The following is a 20,659-nucleotide window of genomic DNA, read 5'->3' as shown; positions in this document are numbered from 1 at the left end:
AATGGGATTTCAGCGCACCTACGCTCGCCCTACGATGCAAGACAGCCCCACCGGGCCCTCAACCTTGCAACCTATAGGGAGCCACCATGTCAGAACGTTCCAGCGTGCAATACGCGAAAGTCGACGGCAGCTATTTTGAAAAGAGGGGGCTGCGCCGCTATGCCGGCGTCTGGTCGCTCTGGGCACTCGGCGTTGGCGCCGTGATCTCCGGCCACTTCGCCGGCTGGAACCTGGGTCTGGCCAACGGCTGGGGCAGCATGTTGCTGGCCACCATCATCATCTCCGTGATGTATCTTGGCCTGACCTTTTCGCTGGCCGAGATGTCACCCGCATTGCCCCACACTGGTGGCGCGTACTCTTTCGCACGCACCGCCATGGGGCCCTGGGGCGGCTTCCTGACGGGGCTGGCCGAAAACGTGGAATACGTGCTGACACCGGCCGTCATCGTGTTCTTCATCGGCAGTTACATGGGCAGCATTTTCGGCACACCACCGGCCTGGCAGCCTCTGTGGTGGATCGGTTTTTACATCGTCTTCATCGGGCTGAACATCATCGGCGTCGAGCTGTCGTTCAAGATCACACTGGCCGTCACGCTGCTGGCGCTGGCCTGCCTGGTGGCGTTCTGGATCAGCGCCTTTCCCAAGATCGACTTCGCACGCTGGGCCATGAATGTCGGCGCCGGCGGCGCCGTGCTGCCCGAGGGCCGCGGCCCCTTCCTGCCGCTGGGCTTCGCCGGCGTGCTGGCGTCGCTGCCATTTGCGGTGTGGCTGTTCCTGGCAATCGAGCAGCTACCGCTGGCGGCTGAAGAGTCGGTGGACCCGCGCCGTGACATGCCGCGCGGCATCATTGCCGGCATCTTCACGCTCATCCTCTCGGCCTTCATGATCCTCTGGCTCAACCCCTCGGTCGCAGGCATAGGCTCGCATGCACTGAGCACCTCGGGTGAGCCGCTGCTCGACGGCTTCAAGGCAATTTACGGCAACGGCATCGCCAAGATACTGGCGCTGGTGGCCGTGCTGGGCCTGGTGGCGAGTTTTCACACCATCATCTTTGCCAAGGGCCGGCAGATCTATTCGCTAAGCCGCGCCGGGTACTTTCCTTCGGCACTGTCCGTCACGCACGGCAGCCGCAAGACTCCGCACATCGCCATGATCGTCGGCTCGGTGGTGGCGCTGGTGGTCATGTTTGTGCTGTGGTTTTCGCTGGGCGTTGACAAAGGCTCGGCCGTCATCGGCGGCACCTTGCTCAACATGGCGGTGTTCGGCGCCATGTTCTCCTATGTGATGCAGGCGCTGTCGTTCATTCGGCTGCGCAGCAAGCTGCCGAATATGGAGCGCCCCTACCGCAGCCCGCTGGGCGTTGCGGGTGCGGTGCTGACTTTGGTCATCGCGCTGGTCACGATTTACTTCCAGCTCAGCGACCCGATCTACCGCGTGGGCGTGCTGTGGGTGGCGCTGTGGTTTGCCATCGGCATCAGCTACTTCGCAGTAATGGGCCGGCACCGGCTCATCCTCTCGCCGGAAGAAGAATTTGCGATTGGCCTGGCCGAAAAAGGCCGGGCAAGCGCCCACCCCTAAAACCACAAGGTGCCCACGACCATGCCCAAAAAAGCCACCAAATCCTCCGCACCCCATCCAGCCCTGGAGATGCTGCGCAAGTCGGGCGCCAACAAGATGAAGGTTGCCGTCAGCGACATCGACGGCGTGCTGCGCGGCAAGTACCTGCACAAGGACAAGTTCTTCGGCGCGGCCGAGCCCTACCCGGCGGGCGGTTTTGGATTTTGCGACGTGGTGCTGGGCTGGGACATGATGGACAACTGCTACGACAACACGTCCGTCACAGGCTGGCAGCACGGCTTTCCGGATGCGCTGGCACGGCTGGACCTGGCCACCACACGCCATGTTCCCTGGGACAACAACGTGCCCTTTGTGTTGGGTGAATTCGTGAATGCCGACGGCACGCCGCACGCCGTGTGCCCACGCCAGACGCTCAAGCGCGTGCTCAAGCGCGCCGAAAAAATGGGTTTCATGCCCATGACCGGCATGGAGTTCGAATGGTTCAACTTCCTGGAAACGCCGCACAGCTGGGCCGCGAAAAACGGCGTGGGGGCCGAAAAACTCACGCCCGGCATGTTCGGCTATTCGCTGCTGCGCATGAACGAGAACCAGGATTTCTTCAACGCCATCATGGACGAGATGCTGGCTTTCGGCATCCCGATCGAAGGCCTGCACACCGAAACAGGGCCGGGCGTGTATGAAGTAGCCATTGGCTTCAGCGAGGCACTGGAGCAGGCCGACCGCGCCATCCTGTTCAAGACCGGCGCAAAAGAGATCGGCTCGCGTTTTGGCATCATGCCCAGCTTCATGGCCAAGCCCCACCAGCAGCTGCCGGGCTGCAGCGGCCACATCCACCAGAGTTTGTCGGACGGCAAGACCAACCTGTTCTTCGACGCAAAGCACCCGCGCAAGATGAGCAAGCTGTTCGAGAGCTACGTCGCCGGCCAGGTCGCCTGCATGATGGAGTTCGGCCCCATGATCTGGCCCACCATCAACAGCTACAAGCGCCTGGTCGACGGCTTCTGGGCGCCTGTGAAGCCGACCTGGGGCATGGACAACCGCACTGCAAGTTTCCGCGTGATCGCGGGCAGCGCCAAAGCCACCCGGCTGGAAACCCGTTGCCCTGGCGCCGACGTGAACCCTTACCTGGCGATGGCGGCCGTCATCGCTGCGGGACTGGACGGCGTCGAAAAAGGCCTCAAGCTGGGCGCGCCGATCACCGGCACCAACCAGGGAGCCGAACACATTGCCCGCGCACCGCGCACCCTGATCGAAACCACACGTATTTTCCAGAAATCGGACATCGCGCGCGACTGGCTGGGCGATACTTTCGTGGATCACTTCGCGGCAACGCGCGAGTGGGAATGGCGCCAATGGCTGGACGCCGTCACCGACTGGGAAATGAAACGCTATTTTGAAATCATCTGACCTCCTGATCCGCAGGCTGACCGTGCCCGACGCCGCCGCTTACCGCGAATTCCGCCTGCGCGGCCTGCGCGAGCACGCGGACGCGTTCACCTCCAGCTTTGAGGAAGAAAACCTGCGCGTGCTGGCCGACACCGAAAAGCGCCTTTCACCCGCCGGCGACACCGTCATGTGGGCCGCCTTTTTGGACGGCGCGATGGCCGGCGTGGYGGGGCTGAACCGGGAGACGCGGCTGAAGAACCGTCACAAGGCCACGCTGGTTGCGATGTACGTCGCGCCCGAATACCAGGGGCATGGCATAGGCCGGGCGCTGGTCGGCAAGGTGCTGGAGGAGGCACGCGCCGGCGGCGTGGAGCTCGTGGTGCTGACGGTCACCGCCGGCAACCGCGAGGCGACGGCACTCTACGAGAAATGCGGGTTTAAATCCTTCGGCATAGAGCCCGACGCGATTCGGGTCAACAATGTCTCTTACGGCAAACAACACATGTACTTCCAGGTCGCACCACTATGAGCATCACCGGTTTTTCCTTCCCCACCACCATCAAGTTCGGCGCAGGCGCGCGCAAGCTCGTCGCCGACACCCTGAAAGAAGCGGGCTGTAAACGCCCGCTCATCGTGACCGACAAAGCGCTGGGCGCCTTGCCCGTTCTGGCCGAATTCAGGACCCACCTGGCCGGCCTGGACGTGGCGGTGTTCTCGGGCGTGTTTGGCAACCCGACCTGCAGCCAGGTCATGGACGGTGCCGCAGCCTACAAGGCGCACAAGGCCGACTGCGTGATTGGATTTGGCGGCGGCGCAGCACTTGACGTCGCCAAGGTGGTCGGTATCGCCGCCACCCATGAAGGCGACATCCTTGAATATGTCTGGGACCATCCGCAGGTACGGCCCATCGTCAATGAGTTGCCTTACTTCGTGGCCCTGCCCACCACCTCGGGCACCGGCTCCGAAGTCGGCCGTTCCAGTGTGGTCAGCGAAAACGACACGCACCTGAAGCGCGTGGTGTTCAGCCCAAAAATTCTGGCGAAAGTGGTGTTTGCCGATCCCGAACTCACGTTGGGCCTGCCGCCCGCCGTCACGGCCGCCACCGGCATGGACGCCCTCACCCATAACATCGAAAGTTACCTCTCGCCGGCCTATCACCCGCTGTGCGACGGCATTGCACTCGAAGGCACGCGCATCGCGGCGCATGCGCTGCTCAAGGCCGTGAAGGAACCTTCCAACCTGCAGGCTCGCAGCGACATGATGATGGCCTCCATGATGGGCGCCATCGCCTTCCAGAAAGACCTGGGCGCCGTGCATTCATGTGCCCACGCGCTGGGCGCTGTCTGCGACTTGCACCACGGCCTGGCCAATGCGCTGATGATCGACACGGTGCTGGCATGGAACTACGAATCGGCGCCCGCCAAATTTGACGAGCTGGCCCACGTATGTGGCGTGGCCGGCGGTGGCAAAGCTTTTGTAGCCTGGCTCAAGCAGCTCAAGGAGAGCGTCGGCATCACCGGCCCGCTGTCGGCCCACGGTGTCAAGCGCGAACACCTGCCGCGCCTGGTCGAGATCGCCACCGCCGACATCTGCCACCAGACCAATCCACGGCCCTGCAAGGCCGACGATTTTCAGAAGTTGTTCGAAGCCGCTTTGTGAGTACAACATGACGACATTTCTGCGAATTCTCCTTCCAGCCGGGGCCGCGGAACCGGCTTTGCCGGGCCGCAGGCGCAGCGCCCTCCCGGGGGGCAGCGCATTACACGAAGTGAAAAGCGTGGGGGCTCCACTATGATCGCCGCGTCACGCCTCAAGATAGGGCTCTCGGCTTGTTTCTCGCATGCCGACCCAACCCGCTCTTTCTTCACCGGCAAGACGCTGCAGTATGTCGAACAGTCGATTGCCCACTGGGTGATGTCTTCCGGCGCCATGGTCGTCATGGTGCCTTGCCCGACGGGCAGCACGCAGCGCGGCGACGTGACCTATGAACATTACGCGCAGTGGCTGGACGGCCTGGTGCTGCACGGCGGCGCCGATGTCTGGCCAGGCAGTTACGGCGAGGAGCCGCTGGAAGAAAAATGGTCGGGCGACCGTGTGCGTGACGAATACGACAAGGCACTGGTAGCCGCGTTTGAAAGAGCCGGCAAACCGGTGTTTGGCGTTTGCCGCGGCCTGCAATTGCTCAATGTTGCATTCGGCGGCACGCTCTACCAGGACATCAATACGCAGGTGCCTGACTCCTTCGTTCACCGCGACGCCGTCACTTACGACCAGAACTTTCACAGCGTGAACATCGTGCAGGGCTCCAGGCTTTCCGCCATGTACCCCGGCGTGGAGCGCGTGCGCGTCAACAGCATCCACCACCAGGGCATCAAGGACTTGTCGCCCGAGTTTGAAGCCGAGGCTTTCAGCGTGGACGACGGCATCGTGGAGGCGATACGCCGCAAAGACAAAACCAAGAGCTACATCGCCGCCACCCAGTGGCATCCCGAATTCCATAAACCCGGCTCCGACACGATTGACGACGCCGCCGTACTCGATGATTTCCTCACCGCCGTAGCGACGGCCAAAAGCAAAGCCAATAAACATGACCAAACTCGCCATTCATAACCCCGCCACAGGTGAGATGATCACCGAACTGCCTGCGGACGACGCGGCTTCCGTTGCTGCCAAGGCAAAGCAGGCGCGCACCGCGCAGGCTACGTGGGCCACCGTGCCTGTGGCCGAGCGCAAGGCCTGCATCACGCGCTTTCGTGCCGGCATCGTTGCAGAGCTCGACACCCTGGCGGCCGTCATGACGCGAGAAACCGGCAAGCCGATCAAGATGTCACGCAATGAACTCAACGGCCTGCTTGGCCGTATTGATTTTTTCCTGGCAGAGCTTGATGCCTCCACGGCCACGCAGACCGTGTTTTCCGATGGCGGCATGACCGAGCAGATCGAGCACACACCGCTGGGCGTGGTCGCCAATATTTCGGCCTGGAACTACCCCTGGTTTGTCGGCGGCAATGTGTTCATTCCCGCGCTCCTGACAGGCAATGCCGTGCTTTACAAGCCTTCCGAATATGCGGCCATGACGGGCCAGGCCATCGCGCGCCTGCTGCATGCGGCCGGTGTTCCGCAAGACGTGTTTGTGCTGCTGATCGGTGGCGGCGCAGTCGGTGCGGCGTTGATGGAGCAGCCGGTGGACGGCCTCTTTTTCACCGGCTCCTACGCCACCGGTGCAAAGATCGCAAAAGCCATCGGCCCGCGCATGGTCAAGCTGCAGCTGGAGCTGGGCGGCAAGGACCCTACTTACGTGACCGAAGACGCCAACGTGAAGAACGCCGCCGAATCACTGGCCGATGGCGCGATGTACAACACCGGCCAGAGCTGCTGCTCGGTTGAGCGCATCTACGTGCATGAAAAAATTTACGACGCGTTCGTTACCGCCTTTGTGGACACCGTGAAGACTTTCAAGACCGGCGACCCGATGAGCGAAGACACCTACATCGGCGCCATCACCCGCGCGCCGCAGCTGGAGGTTCTGGATGCCCAGGTCGCCGATGCCAAAGCCAAAGGGGCGACCCTGCTGGCAGGTGGCAAGCGCGGCGCTGGACCTGGCACCTGGTATGAACCCACGGTGTTCAGCAACGTCAACCACAGCATGGAGCTGATGCGCGAGGAAAGCTTTGGGCCGGTTATCGGCATCCAGAAGGTATCGGGCGACGCAGAGGCCGTCAAACTCATGAACGACACACGCTACGGCCTGACCGCCGGCGTCTTCACGCCCGACGAAAAGCGCGCCAGGACGCTGCTGTCCCAGGTCAACGCCGGCAGTGTTTACTGGAACTGCTGCGACCGCGTCAGCCCGCGCCTCCCCTGGAGCGGCTACGGTGATTCCGGTGTCGGCCTGACCTTGTCCACCTACGGCATCCAGACATTCACCCGGCCAAAGGCTTGGCATCTCCGTCAATCCTGAGCATGAAGCTCACCCTCTTCGACCTGGACCACACCGTGCTCAACGGTGACAGCGATGTGCTGTGGTGCGATTTCCTGATCGAGAAGGGTTACCTGGGCAGGACGGAATTCACCGCACGCAACGCCGACATGGCAGCGCGCTACAAGGCGGGCACCGTGGGCCTGAAGGAGTTTGCCGATTTTTATGTGGGCACCCTGGCAGGTCGCACCGCCCAGGAGTGGGAGCCCATGCGGCAGGAGTTTTTGGCCAAATGGGTCGTGCCGCGCATCACGCCAGCCGCGATCGCGCTGGTCGACAAGCACCTGGAAGCCGGCGACCTGGTGGTCATGACGACGGCCACCAACCGCTTCATCACCGAGCTCACGGCCATCTACTTCGACATCGAGCACCTGATTGCCACCGAGCCCGAGATGCAGGGCAGCCGTTTCACCGGCAGCACCACCGGCGTGCTGAACATGCGCGAAGGCAAGGTCGAGCGCCTGCATGCCTGGCTCACCGCACGCGGCCTGCGCTTCAAGGATTGCAAAACCACCGCCTACAGCGATTCCATCAACGACCTGCCGCTGCTGGAAGCCGTGAAACACCCGGTGACTGTGAATGCCGATGCGACGCTGGCAGCGATTGGGACTGAGCGCGGCTGGCCCGCGCTGCAGTTGCACTGAGCAACCCGACCTGCGCAGCTGAAACAGCCCCGGAGAGGGCTGCATCCGCCTCATTTGAGTATAAAAATGGCCTGCAAGGCAATCAGGACGAGCGCTGGCAGCTATTAAAACAATAGCGGTTACGCCCGCACCTGCCTGCTTATTCCGCGCTCAGGTGCTTGCCGACAATCCCGGCCAGCTCAAACATCGTCACCTGCGGCTTGCCGAACACGGGCAGCAGCTTCGCGTCGGCGTTGATGGCGCGCTTGTTGGCCGCGTCCTGCAGGCCTTCGGCCTTGATGTAGTCCCAGAGCTTTTTGATGACCTGGGTGCGTGCCACCGGTTCGGCGCCAATCACCGCAGCCAGTGCGTCGCTGGGCTTGAGGCCTGCACCCGGCTTGGCGACGCGGGGCGTCTTGGGCTTGGCGGTTTTGGCGGCGGGCGTTTTCTTGGCGGCGACTTTTTTGGCCGCCGGTGCTTTTGCCGTTTTCGCGGCGACGGTTTTTCCGAAAGGCGTCTTCACCGTCCCGGTCTTGGCGGCCGCCGGTTTGCGCGGCGGAAACTTGGACGGGGCAAACTCGAAGTTCACCTTGTCGGCCTCCTTGTCCCAGGCCAGCATGGCCTTGAAGGGGCGGCGCGTGCGCATCGAAACGAACTTGTCGAGCAGATCGGTCTTGCCGGTTTCCAGCAGCTTGTGCATCTGCTCGCGCTCAATCGGCTGCTGCAGGATCACCTGGCCGGTCTTGAAGGTGCAGCTGGGCGTGGGCTGGGCCAGCGTGGGCACCGACTTTTCGCAAACGTAGTTTTTACCGAGTTCGAACACCCGCGCGGCGCAGCGCGGGCAGGGGCCCAGCGACTGCTGGTCGCCAAAGTCGACGATCTCGCCGGTCTCGGCATTCTTGTCGTCGCCGAAATCAAACTCCAGCTTGTAGTTCTTGGTTTCCTCGTCGAACTTGATCACCATCTCGGCGGTGAAAGGCCATCCGGCCTTGGAACGGAAGCCGTCCAGCGGGCCGATCTTCTTGTCGCGCAGGAACTGTTCAACCTCTGCCACTTCAAAGGTGCGGCCCGCCGGCGTTTTGCCGAAGCTGAAACCACAGCCGTCGTCGCCGTTCTTGCCGGTGCAGGTGTAGCGCCGGTAGTTTTCCTTCATGACACCGCCGCAGTTGGGGCAGGGCGCCGAGAGCGTGGCGTAGTCGCCGGGAATCGTGTCCTTGTCGTAGCCCTTGGCCTTGGCCACCATGCGCTCGGTCATGGTGGCGATCTCGGCCATGAAGGTTTCGCGGCTCAACTTGCCGTGCTCCATCTGCGCCAGCTTGAACTCCCACTCGCCGGTGAGCTCGGCCTTTGAAAGCTCCTGCACGTCCAGTCCGCGCAGCAGCGTCATGAGCTGGAAGGCCTTGGCCGTGGGGATCAGCTCGCGGCCTTCGCGCAGCATGTATTTTTCGGCAATCAGCCCTTCAATCGTGGCGGCGCGCGTCGCCGGCGTGCCCAGGCCTTTTTCCTGCATGGCTTCGCGCAACTCGTCGTCGTCAATCGTCTTGCCGGCGCCTTCCATCGCGCCCAGCAGGGTGGCTTCTGAATAGCGGGCGGGCGGGCGGGTCTTCAGGCCCTTGGCTTCGACCACTTCGGCGCGCACCATTTCACCCGGCTTGACCGGCACCAGGCTCTGGCCCTTGTCGCCGTCCTTGGCGTCGGCCACTTCATCGGCGGCTTCCTTGCCGTAAATCGCCAGCCAGCCCGGCTTGACCAGTACCTTGCCCTCGGTCTTGAAGCTGTGGCCGACCGACTGGGAAATACGCGTGGTGACCAGGTATTCGGCGCTCGGGAAAAACACCGCCATGAAGCGGCGCACCACCAGGTCATACAGCTTTTGCTCGGCTTCGCTCAGGCCACTGGGCGCCTGCAGTGTTGGGATAATGGCGAAGTGGTCGCTCACCTTGGCATTGTCGAAAATGCGCTTGCTGGGCTTGATGTAATTGCCCTTGATGGCCGTGGCCGCATGCGGCGCCAAGTGCTTCATGCCGCTGCTTTCCAGCATTTCAAAGGTCTTTTTGACCACCGGCAAATAGTCTTCCGGCAGCGCGCGCGAGTCGGTACGCGGATAGGTCAGGGCCTTGTGGCGTTCATAAAGGCTTTGCGCAATCGACAGCGTCGTCTTGGCTGAAAAGCCGAACTTGCCGTTGGCCTCGCGCTGCAAGGAGGTCAAATCAAACAGCAGGCCGGCGGCCTGCGTGGTGGGCTTGCTTTCTTCCGTCACCGTGGCGGACTTGCCGCGCACGGCTTCTGCAATCGCCATGGCTTCGCGCTCGGACCAGACCCGGTCAGCTTTCAGTTCGGCGTCGGGCTCCGTGTTGTCGGCATTGGCCGCGGCTTTTTTCCACTTCGGGTCAAACCACTTGGCGGGGTATTCGYCGGCCTCGGCCAGAAAAGTCGCGTGGATTTCCCAGTAGTCGCGGCTCACGAACTTGCGGATTTTTTCCTCGCGCTCCACCACCACCGACAGCGTCGGCGTCTGCACGCGGCCCACGGTGGTCAAAAAGAAACCTCCGTCACGCGAGTTGAAGGCCGTCATGGCGCGCGTGCCGTTGATGCCGACCATCCAGTCGGCTTCCGAACGTGAGCGCGCCGCATCGGCCAGGCCCTGCATCTGCTTTTCAGTGCGCAGGCTCTCAAAGCCGTCGCGGATGGCTGCCGGTGTCATGGACTGCAGCCACAGCCGCTTCACCGGGTGCTTGCTGTTGGCGTATTGCTGGATCAGCCGGAAGATCAGCTCGCCTTCGCGGCCCGCGTCACAGGCATTGACGAGGGCGTTCACATCCTTGCGTTTGGTCAGCTTGACGATCGCGTTGAGCCGCGTCTTCGTCTTGTCCATGGGCTTGAGGTCAAAGTAGGGCGGAATGACGGGCAGGTTGGCAAAGCTCCACTTGCCGCGCTTGACGTCAAACTCTTCCGGCGCCTGGATCTCGACCAGGTGGCCCACGGCCGAGGTGACCAGCCACTCGTCGCTTTCAAAGTACTCGTCGTGCTTTTCGAACTTGCCGGCCGTAGGCGTGATCGCCCGCACAATGTCTTGTGCGACCGAGGGTTTTTCTGCAATCACCAGAGTTTTCATAAGTACTTCTTCAAACCTTCTACATCTTCGGGGAACATTTCCCCGCTTTCGGCAAATACGACTTTGCCTTCACGTCCGTTCGCCGCCACCTTGAGCACCACCACCACGGGCAGGCCCACCGGCTTGGGCAGGAATTTGGCAACCTCGGGGGTCAGCATCCCGGCGGGAAAGCTGTAGCCCTTGGTCTTCATATAGGCAGCTGCGGCCGCCGGCTGCTTGTCAATCGACAGGGCCAGCACCTCCAGCCCGCTGGCCTTCTGGGCCCGCCACAAAGCTTCTATATGGGGCGACTGCACCGCACAAAAAGGGCACCAGCTGGCCCACCAGTACACCACAAGCGTCTTTCCACCCACCTCGGCAGGCTTCCAGGCGCTGCCGTCCAGCAGCGTGACGGCCGGCAAAGGCAGGGTGCTGCCGGCCTTCGGCAAGGGGCTTTCCCCGCCTTTGGCCCACGCCGGCAGGCCCAGCCCCGCCGCGGTCGGCAAGGCAAGGGCAGCGGCGGTCTGCATCAGGTTTCTGCGGTTGAACACGGGGACTCCTTGGGCGCATCACTACAATAGCGGCTCTCGCGCATGTACGCGCGCGGGTGCGCACGCATGCGCACGCACGCGCACATGCATGAATTAACCATACCAAAAAAATACGTCGTGTCAAAAACCCAGGCTTCCGCGGTCCCCGCATCTCCTTCCAAACCCGCGGCTCCGGCTGCCGACGGACGCCGCATCCAGACGCGGCGTTCCGGCGTCCACGGCAAGGGTGTGTTCGCCGTGCAGGACCTGGCCGAAGGTGAAACGCTGATCGAATACGTCGGCGAAATCATCAACTGGAAAGAGGCGCTGCGCCGTCACCCGCACGACCCCAAAGACCCCAACCACACGTTCTACTTCCACATCGACGAAGAGCATGTGATCGACGCCAAGCACGGCGGCAATTCCTCACGCTGGATCAACCACAGCTGCAAGCCCAACTGCGAAGCCGACGAAGAAGGCGGCCGCGTCTTCATCAAGGCGCTACGCAACATCAAGGCCGGCGAAGAGCTGTTCTATGACTACGGCCTGATCATCGACGCGCCTTACACCAAGAAGCTGCTGGCCGAATACCCCTGCTGGTGCGGCGCCAAAAACTGCCGAGGCACCCTGCTGGCGCCCAAGGACGACGAAGGCAAGAAAAAGAACAAGAATAAGAACAAGGACAAAAAGAAGTCCGCCAAAAAAGCCGACAAAAAGGCTGAAGCCAAGGCTGACAAAAAGGCAGGCGATAAAAAGGCCGGCAAGAAACCCAAAAAGAAGAAGAAGGACTGAGCAGGCGCTCAACCCGCTTCACAGGCCATGCCGCCGGCGCAATCGGCTGCAACCTTCTCATGAGCACTCCCCTTACATCCCCCATCCGCTGGCCCGCCGAAGCTCTCTGGGAGGCCCTGGCGCCGTCCTTGCCGGGGTTCACGGTGGAAGTCCTGCCCGAGATTGATTCGAGCAACACCGAGCTGATGCGGCGTTTTCGCGGCAGCCCCTCCGGTAACGGCGGCAGCCCCGGCATCGCCCCCCGGCCCGAGCCCCTGCTGCTGGTGGCCGAACAGCAAACCGCCGGGCGCGGCCGGCTGGGCCGCCAGTGGCAAAGCCGCCGCGGCGACAGCCTCACGTTTTCGCTGGGCCTGCCGCTTGCGCCCGTCGACTGGTCCGGCCTCTCCCTGGTGGCCGGCATCAGCGTGGCCGAAAGTCTCGAGCCGCTCGCCGGCAGCGCCTCCGGCCAAGCCGCCAAACCCCGCATCGGCCTGAAATGGCCCAACGACCTCTGGCTGTCCACCCCCGAAGGCGACCGCAAGCTGGCCGGCATCCTGGTGGAAACCGCCAGCTGGGAAGGCATCCGTTACGTGGTGGTCGGCATCGGCATCAACATCCGCGCGGTGGAAGTCCCCGTTGCGGCTAACGCACCCGCCATGCCCGGCATTCCGCCGGGCGGCTTGCAGACGCTGCTGCCGGCGCTGGACGCACCCGCCACCTTGCTGCGCATCGTGCCGCCGCTGGTGCAGGCGATGCAGGCATTTGAGCGCTTTGGCTTTGCGCCTTTCCAGGCGCGTTTTGCGGCACGCGACGTTCTGGCAGGCCGGGCCGTGCAGCTGTCCGACGGCCAGAACGGCCTGGAAGGCACAGCCCACGGCGTGGGCGAAAACGGCGCGCTGCTGGTGCATACTGCGGCTGGCATGAAACAAATCACCAGCTCCGAAGTCAGCGTACGGCCTGTGGCGGCGCAACCTCCCAAGGATGCGCGCCCATGCTGAGGCTGCTGGTGCTGGCGCTGGTCCTGGCCAACGCAGGCTACTTCGCCTGGACGCAAGGCCTGTTGGCCGACTACGGTTTTGCACCCGTCGTGCAGGCCGAACCCCAGCGCCTGGCGCAGCAGATCCGGCCCAAGGCGATGCGCCTTCTGAGCGCCACCGATGCCGGCCAGCTGGAAAGCACCACCGCTGCAGCGCCGCCGCCCGCCCCTGAATGCCTGCAGGCCGGCCTTTTCACCCCCGAGCAGACCATCGCCCTGCGCTTCGGACTGGAGGCCGGCCTGCCCATCGGCAGCTGGTCGCTCGAGAACAGCTCGGAGCCGGGCCGCTGGATCGTCTACATGGGCAAATACACCAACGAGGACGCGCTGGCCAAAAAGCGCAGCGAGCTGCGCGGCATGGGCGTGTCGTTTGAGCCCCTCGTCAACTCCTCGCTGGGACCGGGCCTCTCGCTCGGCCACTTCAGCTCCCAGGCCGATGCCGAGCGTGAACTGGCCAAGGTCGCCACGCGCGGCGTACGCACCGCCAAGGTGGTGCAGGAGCAGCCTGAAATACGCGGCCAGCTGCTCAGACTCCCGGCCGTCGATGCGCCGCTCATGGCCAAACTGGAGTTGCTCAAGCCGCAGTTGGCGGGCAAGCCCTTACGGGCTTGCTAGATAAGACCCCCACGGTCGCTCACTTCGTGTAGCTCCCTGCCCCCCGAGGGGGCCGCCCGCCTGCGGCCCGGCAAAGCCGGTTCCGCGGCTCATGCTGGCTTAAGAGCTCGCCGCGGTTACACGCTTCATATCCGATCATCCCGAGCCTGTCGAAGGTTCCGTATCCGGTGCGCACCCAGTTGCTATTGATTTAGGAGCTGCTTGCGCCCGTCCCGCTTGGCTCTCGGCACTATTTTCTTGAGAAATACCTGAGCCGCCACACCCAAGCCAGCAGGGGCCGCGGAACCGGCTTTGCCGGGCCGCAGGCGCCGCCCCCTTGAGGGGGGAACAGGCTACACGCAGTGAGCCTGGACGGGGGTGGGCTTATTCAGACGGCTTTCCAGTGCCGCAGCGGCACACAGGTCTGCAGGCGCGTCACGGCCTGGTCCATCAGCGCGGGGTGCAGTTCGTGGCCCAGCCTGGCGGCCACGTCCAGGGTGGCGTCGGCGCCCAGTTCCATCAGGTGGTCGAAGTCGCCACGCGTGCGTGCCAGCGGCACCACATCGTCGTTTTGCCCGTGCAGCAGGTGCAGGGTGGTCAGCGCGGGTGCTTTCGCCGGCCAGATCTGGTAGCCGCCGCCGAAAGCCAGCAGGCGGCCCGCCAGGCCGTCGTGCGCATCGCTCAGGGCCAGCGCCAGGCTGGCGCCGGCGCCAAAGCCGGCCAGCGCGGTGTCCGACTGCAGGATCTCAAAGCGCTGCTGCTGCGCACGCACAAAAGCCGCCAGAACCTCCACGCGCGCGGCCAGCGCAGCGGCGTCATCTTTGCCCGCCGCGGTAGCGCCTGCCGCATCGGCATGCGGGCCCGAAAGGCCTTCCGGAATCAGCACGGCCGCTTCGGGAAACGCGCCGCCCAGCAGGTTGCCCAGCTCGAGCATGTCGGCCGCCGTGCCGCCCGCGTCGTGCAGCAGCACAAACAGCTGCCGCGGCACGGCGGTGGCCGGAAGCAGTTCAATGGTTTCGGTGTCGATGGGGTTCATGGCAGGGCGTCGTGATAAAAAACAGGCAAAAGCAGGCGGGAAGGCGGGAAGGCGGGGGGGGAAAACGCATCTGGGGCCTCCCCGGCAGCTTTCAACATCAGCCGTCCTGCCCCGCGACAACAGCCTCCCGTTCCGGCCGTCCGGACAATTTTGGCCCGGGTCGGCGAGAATCAGCGTTTTTCACGCACCAGAGATCTGGAAAAACACCATGAAAATCGGAAAAAACACCGCCGTTACCCTTAGCTACAAGGTGGCAGACGCCCAGGGCAAGCTGGTCGAGCAAAGCAGCGCCCCCATGGTTTACCTGCACGGCGGCTACGGCAACACCCTGCCCAAGATCGAAGAAGCGCTGGACGGCCAGGAAAAGGGCTTCCAGACCGTGCTGGCGCTGGAGCCGGCGGACGCCTTCGGCCTGCGCGACGAAAGCCTGGTGCGCACCATCCCCCGCACGCAGTTTCCGCCCGGGGTCAAGGTGGGCGGCCAGCTCGAAGGCCGGGGCGACGACGGCCGCGAGCATGTCTTCAACGTCACCAAGATCAAGGGCGACACCGTCCTGCTGGACGGCAACCACCCGCTGGCCGGCAAGGCCCTGCGTTTCACCCTGAAAGTGACCGACGTGCGCGCCGCTTCGGAGGAAGAAATTGCCCACCGCCATGTGCACGGCGAGCACGGCCACCACCATTAATCTGCGCAACGTGACCGTTCGGCGATTAAGCCGTTAGCGTTACGTACCGTTACCGCTCTGGGGGGCCCGCTGAACTACAGTGGGATTGAGCCTACATCCCCCGGTGATGCACGACCACAGCCCCGGCGCAGGATGATCGCTAACTTCATGGATTAACTTCAGAGGTACCCATGGTCATCAACGCGTTTCTTGTCGAAGACAAGCCGGACATACGCAAAACACTGGTTGAGGCCATGGAAGAAATCGCACCCCTGCGTTTCGTCGGCCACGCCGATTCCGAGTCCAGCGCCCGCCAGTGGCTGGGTTCCCACCACGATGACTGGGACCTTGCAATCGTCGACCTCTTTCTCGCCGAAGGCTCCGGCTTTGGCGTGCTGAAAGACTGCCAGCACCGCAGCTCCCGCCAGAAGGTCGTGGTGCTGACCAGCCACAACCAGGAAAACATCCTGCACTACTGCCGCGAGCTCGGCGCCGACGAGGTGTTCAACAAGTCGGAAGACGTGGAAAAGCTGGTGCTCTATTGCCAGGCCCATGCAGCCAGCCTGGGCGGCACGGCCCCGCTGCTGCCCCAGTAATCCCCACGTTCAAGCGGCAGGCGTTCTGCTCAGGCGCCCGCTAAAACAAGCCCACACACAAAAGCGAAAAGCGGCGCCATGCCGCGACTCTCGCTGCCGGCAAGCCCTGATGTGAACGCCTTCATGCGGTGCTTATAAGCGGCCGCCTGGGCACGCGGCATCGCCGCGCCCGCACTCCACGCCGGCTTCCGCGCCAAAACCAGAAAAGTGCTGCCTACCGCGGCTCCGTTTGATCTGGATCAACAGCGCCCAGGGACCGATGGCTAACCATAGGTGTATCTCGAATGCATCTTATGAAGACCATTCGCGATTCCTTTGAAAGAGTCCCCATGACACACACCGCTTCCCACACCAGGGTCGATCTCCGCGAGCTCGCGCCCAGCGAGCGCCATCCGCTGGTCTTCTCGACATTCGGCCAACTCGGCACCGGCCAGGCCAAGGAGTTGATCAACGACCACAACCCGAAGCCCCTGCATGCCCGGTTCATGATGGACCTGCCCGGCAGATTCTCCTGGAACTACCTGGAGCAAGGGCCCGACACCTGGCGCGTTGCCATCACCCGGCTTGCACCTGCACAGGGCGGCCGGCAGTGCTGCGGCGCCTGTGGCGGCGGCTGATTTCCATTCATGACTTCCCAAGGAAACCCGATGAAAAACAACAACATGCTGTGGCGCTGGCTCGGCTTCGTATTCGTCCTGTCCTTCGGGGCGCTCGGCTACCTCGGCTGGCAGATTTACCTGACCGCACCACCCATTCCCACAGCTGTCGTCAGCACCACAGGCGACGTGCTTTTCACGGGCGAGCAGGTGCAAAGAGGGCAGCGCGCCTGGCTGGCCAGCGGCGGCCAGCAGCAAGGCAGTGTCTGGGGCCACGGCGCTTATGTGGCGCCGGATTGGTCTGCCGACTGGCTGCATCGGGAAGCGCTGGCCCTGCAGGCCCTGCGCACGCAGGAACTCCGCAAGGCGCCCGCCGCGCTCACGGCCTCAGACCGCGGCGCAATCGCAGCGGCGCTCAAGGAAGAAATGCGCCGCAACACCTACGACGCGGCCAGCGGCGCCGTCACCGTCACACCCGCGCGGGCGCAAGCCATCCGCGAGGTGGCGCGCCACTACGAAGGCCTGTTCGGCCACGACGCCAGCCTGGATGCCTTGCGCGAGCAATACGCCATGAGCGAAGGCGCGCTGCCCGACGCGGCCGACCGCCAGGCGCTCGCGGCATTCTTCTTCTGGACGTCCTGGGCCGCCGTCACCGACCGCCCGGGAGAAGAAAACCTTTCGTACACCAGCAACTGGCCGCATGAACCGCTGGTGGGCAACACCATGACCAACTCGGCCGCCATCTGGTCGATGGTCAGCATCGTCCTGCTGCTGGCCTGCATCGCCGCCATGCTGTGGCTGCACGGAAGCCAGCGGCACGGGCCCGAAGCGCAGCCACCCAAGGCCGACCCTTTGCTGGGCGCCGTTGCCACACCTTCGATGAAGGCCACGCGCAAGTACTTCTTTGCCGTGATCGGCCTGATGCTGCTGCAGATCGGCATGGGCGTGGTCACCGCGCATTACGCGGTTGAAGGGTCGTCCTTCTTCGGTCTGCCGCTTGCGCAGGTGCTGCCCTATGTGGTCAGCCGCACGGTGCACACGCAGGTGGGCATCTTCTGGATCGCCACCGCCTGGCTGGCCACGGGCCTTTACATCGCGCCGCTGCTGTCGGGCCGCGAGCCCAAACTGCAAAAGCTCGGTGTCGACGTGCTGTTCTGGGCGTTGATCGCCATCGTGGTCGGCTCTACCGCCACCGGCTGGCTGGGCACGCTGCAGCATCGCGGCGTCGACTTCAGCTTCTGGATCGGCAACCAGGGCCTGGAGTTCACCAGCATGGGCCGTGTCTGGCAGCTGCTGCTGTTCGTGGGCCTGCTGTTCTGGGTGTTCCTGCTGGGCCGCGCGCTGTGGCCGGCGCTGGTCAAACCTTCGGAAACGCGCGGCATGATCGCCATGGTGTTCCTGTCGGCCATGTGCATAGGCGGCTTCTATGCCTCGTCACTCACCTGGGGCCAGCACACCCACTATTCGATGATCGAGTACTGGCGCTGGTGGTTGGTCCACCTGTGGGTGGAAGGCTTCTTTGAAGTGTTCGCCACCGCCGTCGTCGCGCTGATCTTCACCAAGCTGGGCCTGGTGCGCGCGGAAAGCGCCAACCGCGCCATCATCGCCGAGACCATCATCTTCCTGTTCGGCGGCATCCTGGGCACCTTGCACCACCTGTATTTCACCGGCACGCCGATCTCGGTCATCGCCGTCGGCGCGGTGTTCTCCGCGCTCGAAGTGGTGCCGCTGACCCTGATCGGCCTGGAAGCCCTGCAGACTTACCGGCGCTCCAGGGCCATGCCATGGCTCGCCACCTACCAATGGCCCGTGATGTGTTTTGTGGCCGTCGGTTTCTGGAACACCGTGGGCGCCGGCCTGCTGGGCTTTGCCATCAATCCGCCGGCTTCGCTGTACTACGTGCAGGGGCTGAACATGACGGCGGCCCACGGCCATGCCGCGCTGTTCGGTGTCTACGGCATGCTGGGCATCGGCCTCATGCTGTTTTGCCTGCGCGGCCTGTATGCGCGCCACCTGCATGCCGACAACCTGCTCAAGCCCGCCTTCTGGAGCCTGAACATCGGCCTGGCGATGATGGTCTTCCTGTCGCTGCTGCCTGCCGGCATCTACCAGGCCTGGGCCAGCGTCACCAAGGGCCTGTGGTACGCCCGCTCGCCCGAGATCATCCACTCGGGCGTGATGGAAACCCTGGTCTGGATGCGCGTACCCGGCGACATCCTGTTCGCCATCGGTGCGTGCTTCCTGGCCTGGTATGCCGCGCGCCTGCTGCGCCGCCCGGCCGTACAGCCGGCCGGCATGACCGCGGCGCCCGCAACGGCGGGGCCCTGACCCGGCAAGCCACCATGAAACTCACGGCTTTCACCGACTACAGCCTGCGTGTGTTGATCTACCTGGCGGCGCAGCCAGAGCGGCGCGCCACCATCGCCGGGATTGCAAACGCGTTTGACGTGTCCGAACACCACCTGACCAAGGTTGTGCACTTCCTCGGCAAGAACGGCTGGCTGGCCAACGTGCGCGGCAAGGGCGGCGGGCTGGCACTGGCGAAATCGCCGGAGCTGATCGTTGTGGGCGAGGTAGTGCGCGCAACCGAAGGAACGGACGTGCCCGCCGAATGCTTTGAAGCGGCGGGCGGCCATTGCGCCATCACCCGCATCTGCCGCCTGCGCGGCGTGCTTGGCGAGGCGGTCGACGCGTTTTACGGCGTGCTCGATCGCTACACGCTGGCAGACCTCGTTCGCAACCGTCAGTCGCTCGCCAGCTTCTTCACCAGCCAGACGGCATCGGCTTCGCCAGCCGGGCGCGCCTCATGAGCGCAGTCCCTGTTGTCGCGAAGCGCGTCAGCAACAGCGCGCCGCCCACCACGCTACCCACGGATATTCCCGCATGACACAGCCCATCCAGTTTAAAAACCCACCCAAAAGCGCTCCTGTTCCATCGGCGCAAACGCAAGGCATCGCGCTCTGGCAAACCGGCTTTCGGCCTTTCTACCTGCTGGCAAGCGTGTTCGCCGCGCTGTCGATTGGCCTGTGGGCGCTGCAGTTCGCCGGCTGGCTGGGCCAGCCCTACCTGCAGGGGCCGATGTGGCATGCGCACGAAATGCTGTTCGGCTTCACGCTGGCCGTGGTGGTGGGCTTCCTGTTCACGGCCGGGCGCAACTGGTCCAACCGCCCCACGCCCACCGGCCTGCCCCTGGCCGCGCTGGCGGCGCTCTGGGTTGCCGGGCGGGTGCTTGTGCTCACGCCCTTCGGATGGGCTGCGGCGGCGGTCAACGTCGCGTTTCCGCTGGTCGCGGCCGTCGCGCTGGCAATTCCCTTCATCGCCGCGCGCAATCGCCGCAACTACTTTTTCATCGGCTTGCTGCTGCTGATGGCGGTGGCCGTGCTGGCGGTGCACCTTGCACAGCTCGGGCTCATGCAGCTGCCCGGCTGGGTCGGCATTCAGGCCGCGCTTGACGTCATGCTCTTCATCATGGCTGTGATGGGTGGCCGCGTGATCCCCATGTTCACCAACAACGGTGTGCCGGGCGCCAACGCCACCCGCCGTCCCTGGCTCGAGAAAGCAGCGCTGGGCTCGGTGCTGGCGCTGCTGCTGGCCGATGCGCTGCTGCTGCAGGGCGCGCAGCTGGCGGCACTGGCCGGTGTTTGCGCGGCCGCACACCTTGCGCGCTGGGTACTGTGGCAACCGTGGAAGACCACGCACACACCGCTGGTCTGGGTGCTGCATGCCGCTTACTTCTGGATTCCGGTGCACCTGGCGCTGCGTGTCCTGGCTGCGGCCAGTTGGGTCACACCTTCGGCGGCAACCCACGCGTTGACGGTGGGCGCCATCGGCGGGCTCATCATCGGCATGATGACGCGCACCGCGCTCGGCCATACCGGCCGGCCGCTCCAGGCGGGCCGCACCGAAGTCACCTGCTATGTGCTTGTCCTCGCTTCAGCGCTGGTGCGCGTGTTCGTGCCGATCATCGCGCCGGCCGAGACGCTGCACGCCGTGCTGGTTTCGGCCGCACTGTGGTCCGCCGGCTTCGCGCTGTATGCCGTGAGCTACTGGCCGGCCCTGACGCGTGCGCGTGCGGACGGGCATCCCGGCTAGGTGACTGGCCGGGTCAGCCCGCCCCGCCACACCAAAGCTGAAAAACAAACACCCATAAAAAAGCGGCGCTAATGCGCCGCTGTTC

Annotated in this window: 19 protein-coding genes; 16 read left to right on the top strand and 3 right to left on the bottom strand. The window is 64.0% G+C overall.

Annotated elements, in window-relative coordinates:
• The first annotated feature begins 86 nt into the window (after nt 1–86).
• From AC1DY9_RS22575 to AC1DY9_RS22545, 7 genes are all read left to right on the top strand, one after another.
• Nucleotides 87–1,577 (top strand): amino acid permease, encoded by a 1,491-nt coding sequence (locus tag AC1DY9_RS22575; protein ID WP_457282051.1) that lies wholly within the window; start codon nt 87–89, stop codon nt 1,575–1,577.
• A 9-nt stretch (nt 1,578–1,586) separates the two neighbouring features.
• Nucleotides 1,587–2,984, top strand: a complete 1,398-nt coding sequence (locus AC1DY9_RS22570; RefSeq protein ID WP_477667717.1) for a glutamine synthetase family protein — start codon at nt 1,587–1,589, stop codon at nt 2,982–2,984.
• Complete coding sequence (locus AC1DY9_RS22565; protein ID WP_477667716.1) at nt 2,971–3,492, top strand: N-acetyltransferase family protein; 522 nt, start codon at nt 2,971–2,973, stop codon at nt 3,490–3,492. Before AC1DY9_RS22570 ends, AC1DY9_RS22565 begins: the two co-directional genes overlap by 14 nt.
• Nucleotides 3,489–4,622 (top strand): iron-containing alcohol dehydrogenase, encoded by a 1,134-nt coding sequence (locus tag AC1DY9_RS22560; RefSeq protein ID WP_477667715.1) that lies wholly within the window; start codon nt 3,489–3,491, stop codon nt 4,620–4,622. The genes AC1DY9_RS22565 and AC1DY9_RS22560 overlap by 4 nt, the downstream gene beginning before the upstream one ends.
• Nucleotides 4,623–4,754: 132 nt before the next feature.
• Nucleotides 4,755–5,573 carry a gamma-glutamyl-gamma-aminobutyrate hydrolase family protein gene (locus AC1DY9_RS22555; protein WP_457282047.1) on the top strand — a complete coding sequence of 273 codons (819 nt, stop codon included), beginning with the start codon at nt 4,755–4,757 and terminating at the stop codon, nt 5,571–5,573.
• Complete coding sequence (locus tag AC1DY9_RS22550) at nt 5,551–6,924, top strand: aldehyde dehydrogenase family protein (protein ID WP_477667714.1); 1,374 nt, start codon at nt 5,551–5,553, stop codon at nt 6,922–6,924. Before AC1DY9_RS22555 ends, AC1DY9_RS22550 begins: the two co-directional genes overlap by 23 nt.
• A gap of 2 nt (nt 6,925–6,926) precedes the next feature.
• On the top strand, nt 6,927–7,586 hold the full coding sequence (locus AC1DY9_RS22545) for an HAD family hydrolase (RefSeq protein WP_457282045.1): 660 nt from the start codon (nt 6,927–6,929) through the stop codon (nt 7,584–7,586).
• Nucleotides 7,587–7,725: 139 nt separating this feature from the next.
• Here AC1DY9_RS22545 and AC1DY9_RS22540 read toward each other — a convergent pair whose 3' ends face one another.
• Nucleotides 7,726–10,680, bottom strand: coding sequence for a DNA topoisomerase III (locus tag AC1DY9_RS22540; protein WP_477667713.1), 2,955 nt, complete (start codon nt 10,678–10,680; stop codon nt 7,726–7,728).
• On the bottom strand, nt 10,677–11,210 hold the full coding sequence (locus AC1DY9_RS22535; RefSeq protein WP_457282043.1) for a TlpA family protein disulfide reductase: 534 nt from the start codon (nt 11,208–11,210) through the stop codon (nt 10,677–10,679). Before AC1DY9_RS22535 ends, AC1DY9_RS22540 begins: the two co-directional genes overlap by 4 nt.
• Nucleotides 11,211–11,294: 84 nt before the next feature.
• On the opposite strand from AC1DY9_RS22535, the gene AC1DY9_RS22530 reads away from it, so the two are divergent.
• Genes AC1DY9_RS22530 through AC1DY9_RS22520 form a run of 3 tightly spaced genes read left to right on the top strand, consistent with a single transcriptional unit; the run spans nt 11,295 to nt 13,611 of the window.
• On the top strand, nt 11,295–11,981 hold the full coding sequence (locus AC1DY9_RS22530) for an SET domain-containing protein (RefSeq protein ID WP_477667712.1): 687 nt from the start codon (nt 11,295–11,297) through the stop codon (nt 11,979–11,981).
• A gap of 59 nt (nt 11,982–12,040) precedes the next feature.
• Nucleotides 12,041–12,958: a biotin--[acetyl-CoA-carboxylase] ligase gene (locus AC1DY9_RS22525; protein ID WP_457282041.1), complete on the top strand. Its 918-nt coding sequence runs from the start codon at nt 12,041–12,043 to the stop codon at nt 12,956–12,958.
• Nucleotides 12,952–13,611, top strand: coding sequence for an SPOR domain-containing protein (locus tag AC1DY9_RS22520; protein ID WP_457282040.1), 660 nt, complete (start codon nt 12,952–12,954; stop codon nt 13,609–13,611). Before AC1DY9_RS22525 ends, AC1DY9_RS22520 begins: the two co-directional genes overlap by 7 nt.
• 367 nt (nt 13,612–13,978) lie before the next feature.
• On the opposite strand, the gene ypfH is transcribed toward AC1DY9_RS22520, so the two are convergent.
• Nucleotides 13,979–14,626 (bottom strand): esterase, encoded by a 648-nt coding sequence (gene ypfH, locus AC1DY9_RS22515; RefSeq protein ID WP_457282039.1) that lies wholly within the window; start codon nt 14,624–14,626, stop codon nt 13,979–13,981.
• Between the two features lie 208 nt (nt 14,627–14,834).
• Between ypfH and AC1DY9_RS22510 the strand changes: the two genes are divergently transcribed.
• From AC1DY9_RS22510 to AC1DY9_RS22485, 6 genes are all read left to right on the top strand, one after another.
• Complete coding sequence (locus tag AC1DY9_RS22510; RefSeq protein WP_457282038.1) at nt 14,835–15,311, top strand: FKBP-type peptidyl-prolyl cis-trans isomerase; 477 nt, start codon at nt 14,835–14,837, stop codon at nt 15,309–15,311.
• 170 nt (nt 15,312–15,481) lie between these two features.
• The gene (locus tag AC1DY9_RS22505; protein WP_477667711.1) at nt 15,482–15,886 is read left to right on the top strand and encodes a response regulator; all 405 of its coding nucleotides are present in this window, start codon (nt 15,482–15,484) and stop codon (nt 15,884–15,886) included.
• Between the two features lie 329 nt (nt 15,887–16,215).
• Nucleotides 16,216–16,503: a DUF2249 domain-containing protein gene (locus tag AC1DY9_RS22500; protein ID WP_477667710.1), complete on the top strand. Its 288-nt coding sequence runs from the start codon at nt 16,216–16,218 to the stop codon at nt 16,501–16,503.
• A gap of 30 nt (nt 16,504–16,533) precedes the next feature.
• A complete protein-coding gene (locus tag AC1DY9_RS22495; protein ID WP_477667709.1) occupies nt 16,534–18,810 on the top strand; it encodes a nitric-oxide reductase large subunit in 2,277 nt (758 codons plus the stop codon).
• Between the two features lie 14 nt (nt 18,811–18,824).
• Nucleotides 18,825–19,292 carry an RrF2 family transcriptional regulator gene (locus AC1DY9_RS22490; RefSeq protein WP_457282034.1) on the top strand — a complete coding sequence of 156 codons (468 nt, stop codon included), beginning with the start codon at nt 18,825–18,827 and terminating at the stop codon, nt 19,290–19,292.
• A gap of 73 nt (nt 19,293–19,365) precedes the next feature.
• Nucleotides 19,366–20,574: an NnrS family protein gene (locus AC1DY9_RS22485; protein ID WP_477667708.1), complete on the top strand. Its 1,209-nt coding sequence runs from the start codon at nt 19,366–19,368 to the stop codon at nt 20,572–20,574.
• Nucleotides 20,575–20,659: the final 85 nt, after the last annotated feature.

Source organism: Polaromonas sp. P1_F6, assembly GCF_056405695.1.
The sequence above is the reverse complement of the archived record's forward strand: the minus strand, read 5'-3'. Positions and strand labels throughout refer to the sequence as shown.

Excerpts from the sequence above, each read along its gene's own strand:
- AC1DY9_RS22575 (WP_457282051.1), top strand. The coding sequence starts at position 87 with ATGTCAGAACGTTCCAGCGTGCAATACGCGAAAGTCGACGGCAGCTAT.
- AC1DY9_RS22560 (WP_477667715.1), top strand. The coding sequence starts at position 3,489 with ATGAGCATCACCGGTTTTTCCTTCCCCACCACCATCAAGTTCGGCGCA.
- AC1DY9_RS22555 (WP_457282047.1), top strand. The coding sequence starts at position 4,755 with ATGATCGCCGCGTCACGCCTCAAGATAGGGCTCTCGGCTTGTTTCTCG.
- AC1DY9_RS22550 (WP_477667714.1), top strand. The coding sequence starts at position 5,551 with ATGACCAAACTCGCCATTCATAACCCCGCCACAGGTGAGATGATCACC.
- AC1DY9_RS22545 (WP_457282045.1), top strand. The coding sequence starts at position 6,927 with ATGAAGCTCACCCTCTTCGACCTGGACCACACCGTGCTCAACGGTGAC.
- AC1DY9_RS22530 (WP_477667712.1), top strand. The coding sequence starts at position 11,295 with ATGCATGAATTAACCATACCAAAAAAATACGTCGTGTCAAAAACCCAG.
- AC1DY9_RS22525 (WP_457282041.1), top strand. The coding sequence starts at position 12,041 with ATGAGCACTCCCCTTACATCCCCCATCCGCTGGCCCGCCGAAGCTCTC.
- AC1DY9_RS22520 (WP_457282040.1), top strand. The coding sequence starts at position 12,952 with ATGCTGAGGCTGCTGGTGCTGGCGCTGGTCCTGGCCAACGCAGGCTAC.
- ypfH (WP_457282039.1), bottom strand. The coding sequence starts at position 14,626 with ATGAACCCCATCGACACCGAAACCATTGAACTGCTTCCGGCCACCGCC.
- AC1DY9_RS22510 (WP_457282038.1), top strand. The coding sequence starts at position 14,835 with ATGAAAATCGGAAAAAACACCGCCGTTACCCTTAGCTACAAGGTGGCA.
- AC1DY9_RS22505 (WP_477667711.1), top strand. The coding sequence starts at position 15,482 with ATGGTCATCAACGCGTTTCTTGTCGAAGACAAGCCGGACATACGCAAA.
- AC1DY9_RS22500 (WP_477667710.1), top strand. The coding sequence starts at position 16,216 with ATGACACACACCGCTTCCCACACCAGGGTCGATCTCCGCGAGCTCGCG.
- AC1DY9_RS22495 (WP_477667709.1), top strand. The coding sequence starts at position 16,534 with ATGAAAAACAACAACATGCTGTGGCGCTGGCTCGGCTTCGTATTCGTC.
- AC1DY9_RS22490 (WP_457282034.1), top strand. The coding sequence starts at position 18,825 with ATGAAACTCACGGCTTTCACCGACTACAGCCTGCGTGTGTTGATCTAC.
- AC1DY9_RS22485 (WP_477667708.1), top strand. The coding sequence starts at position 19,366 with ATGACACAGCCCATCCAGTTTAAAAACCCACCCAAAAGCGCTCCTGTT.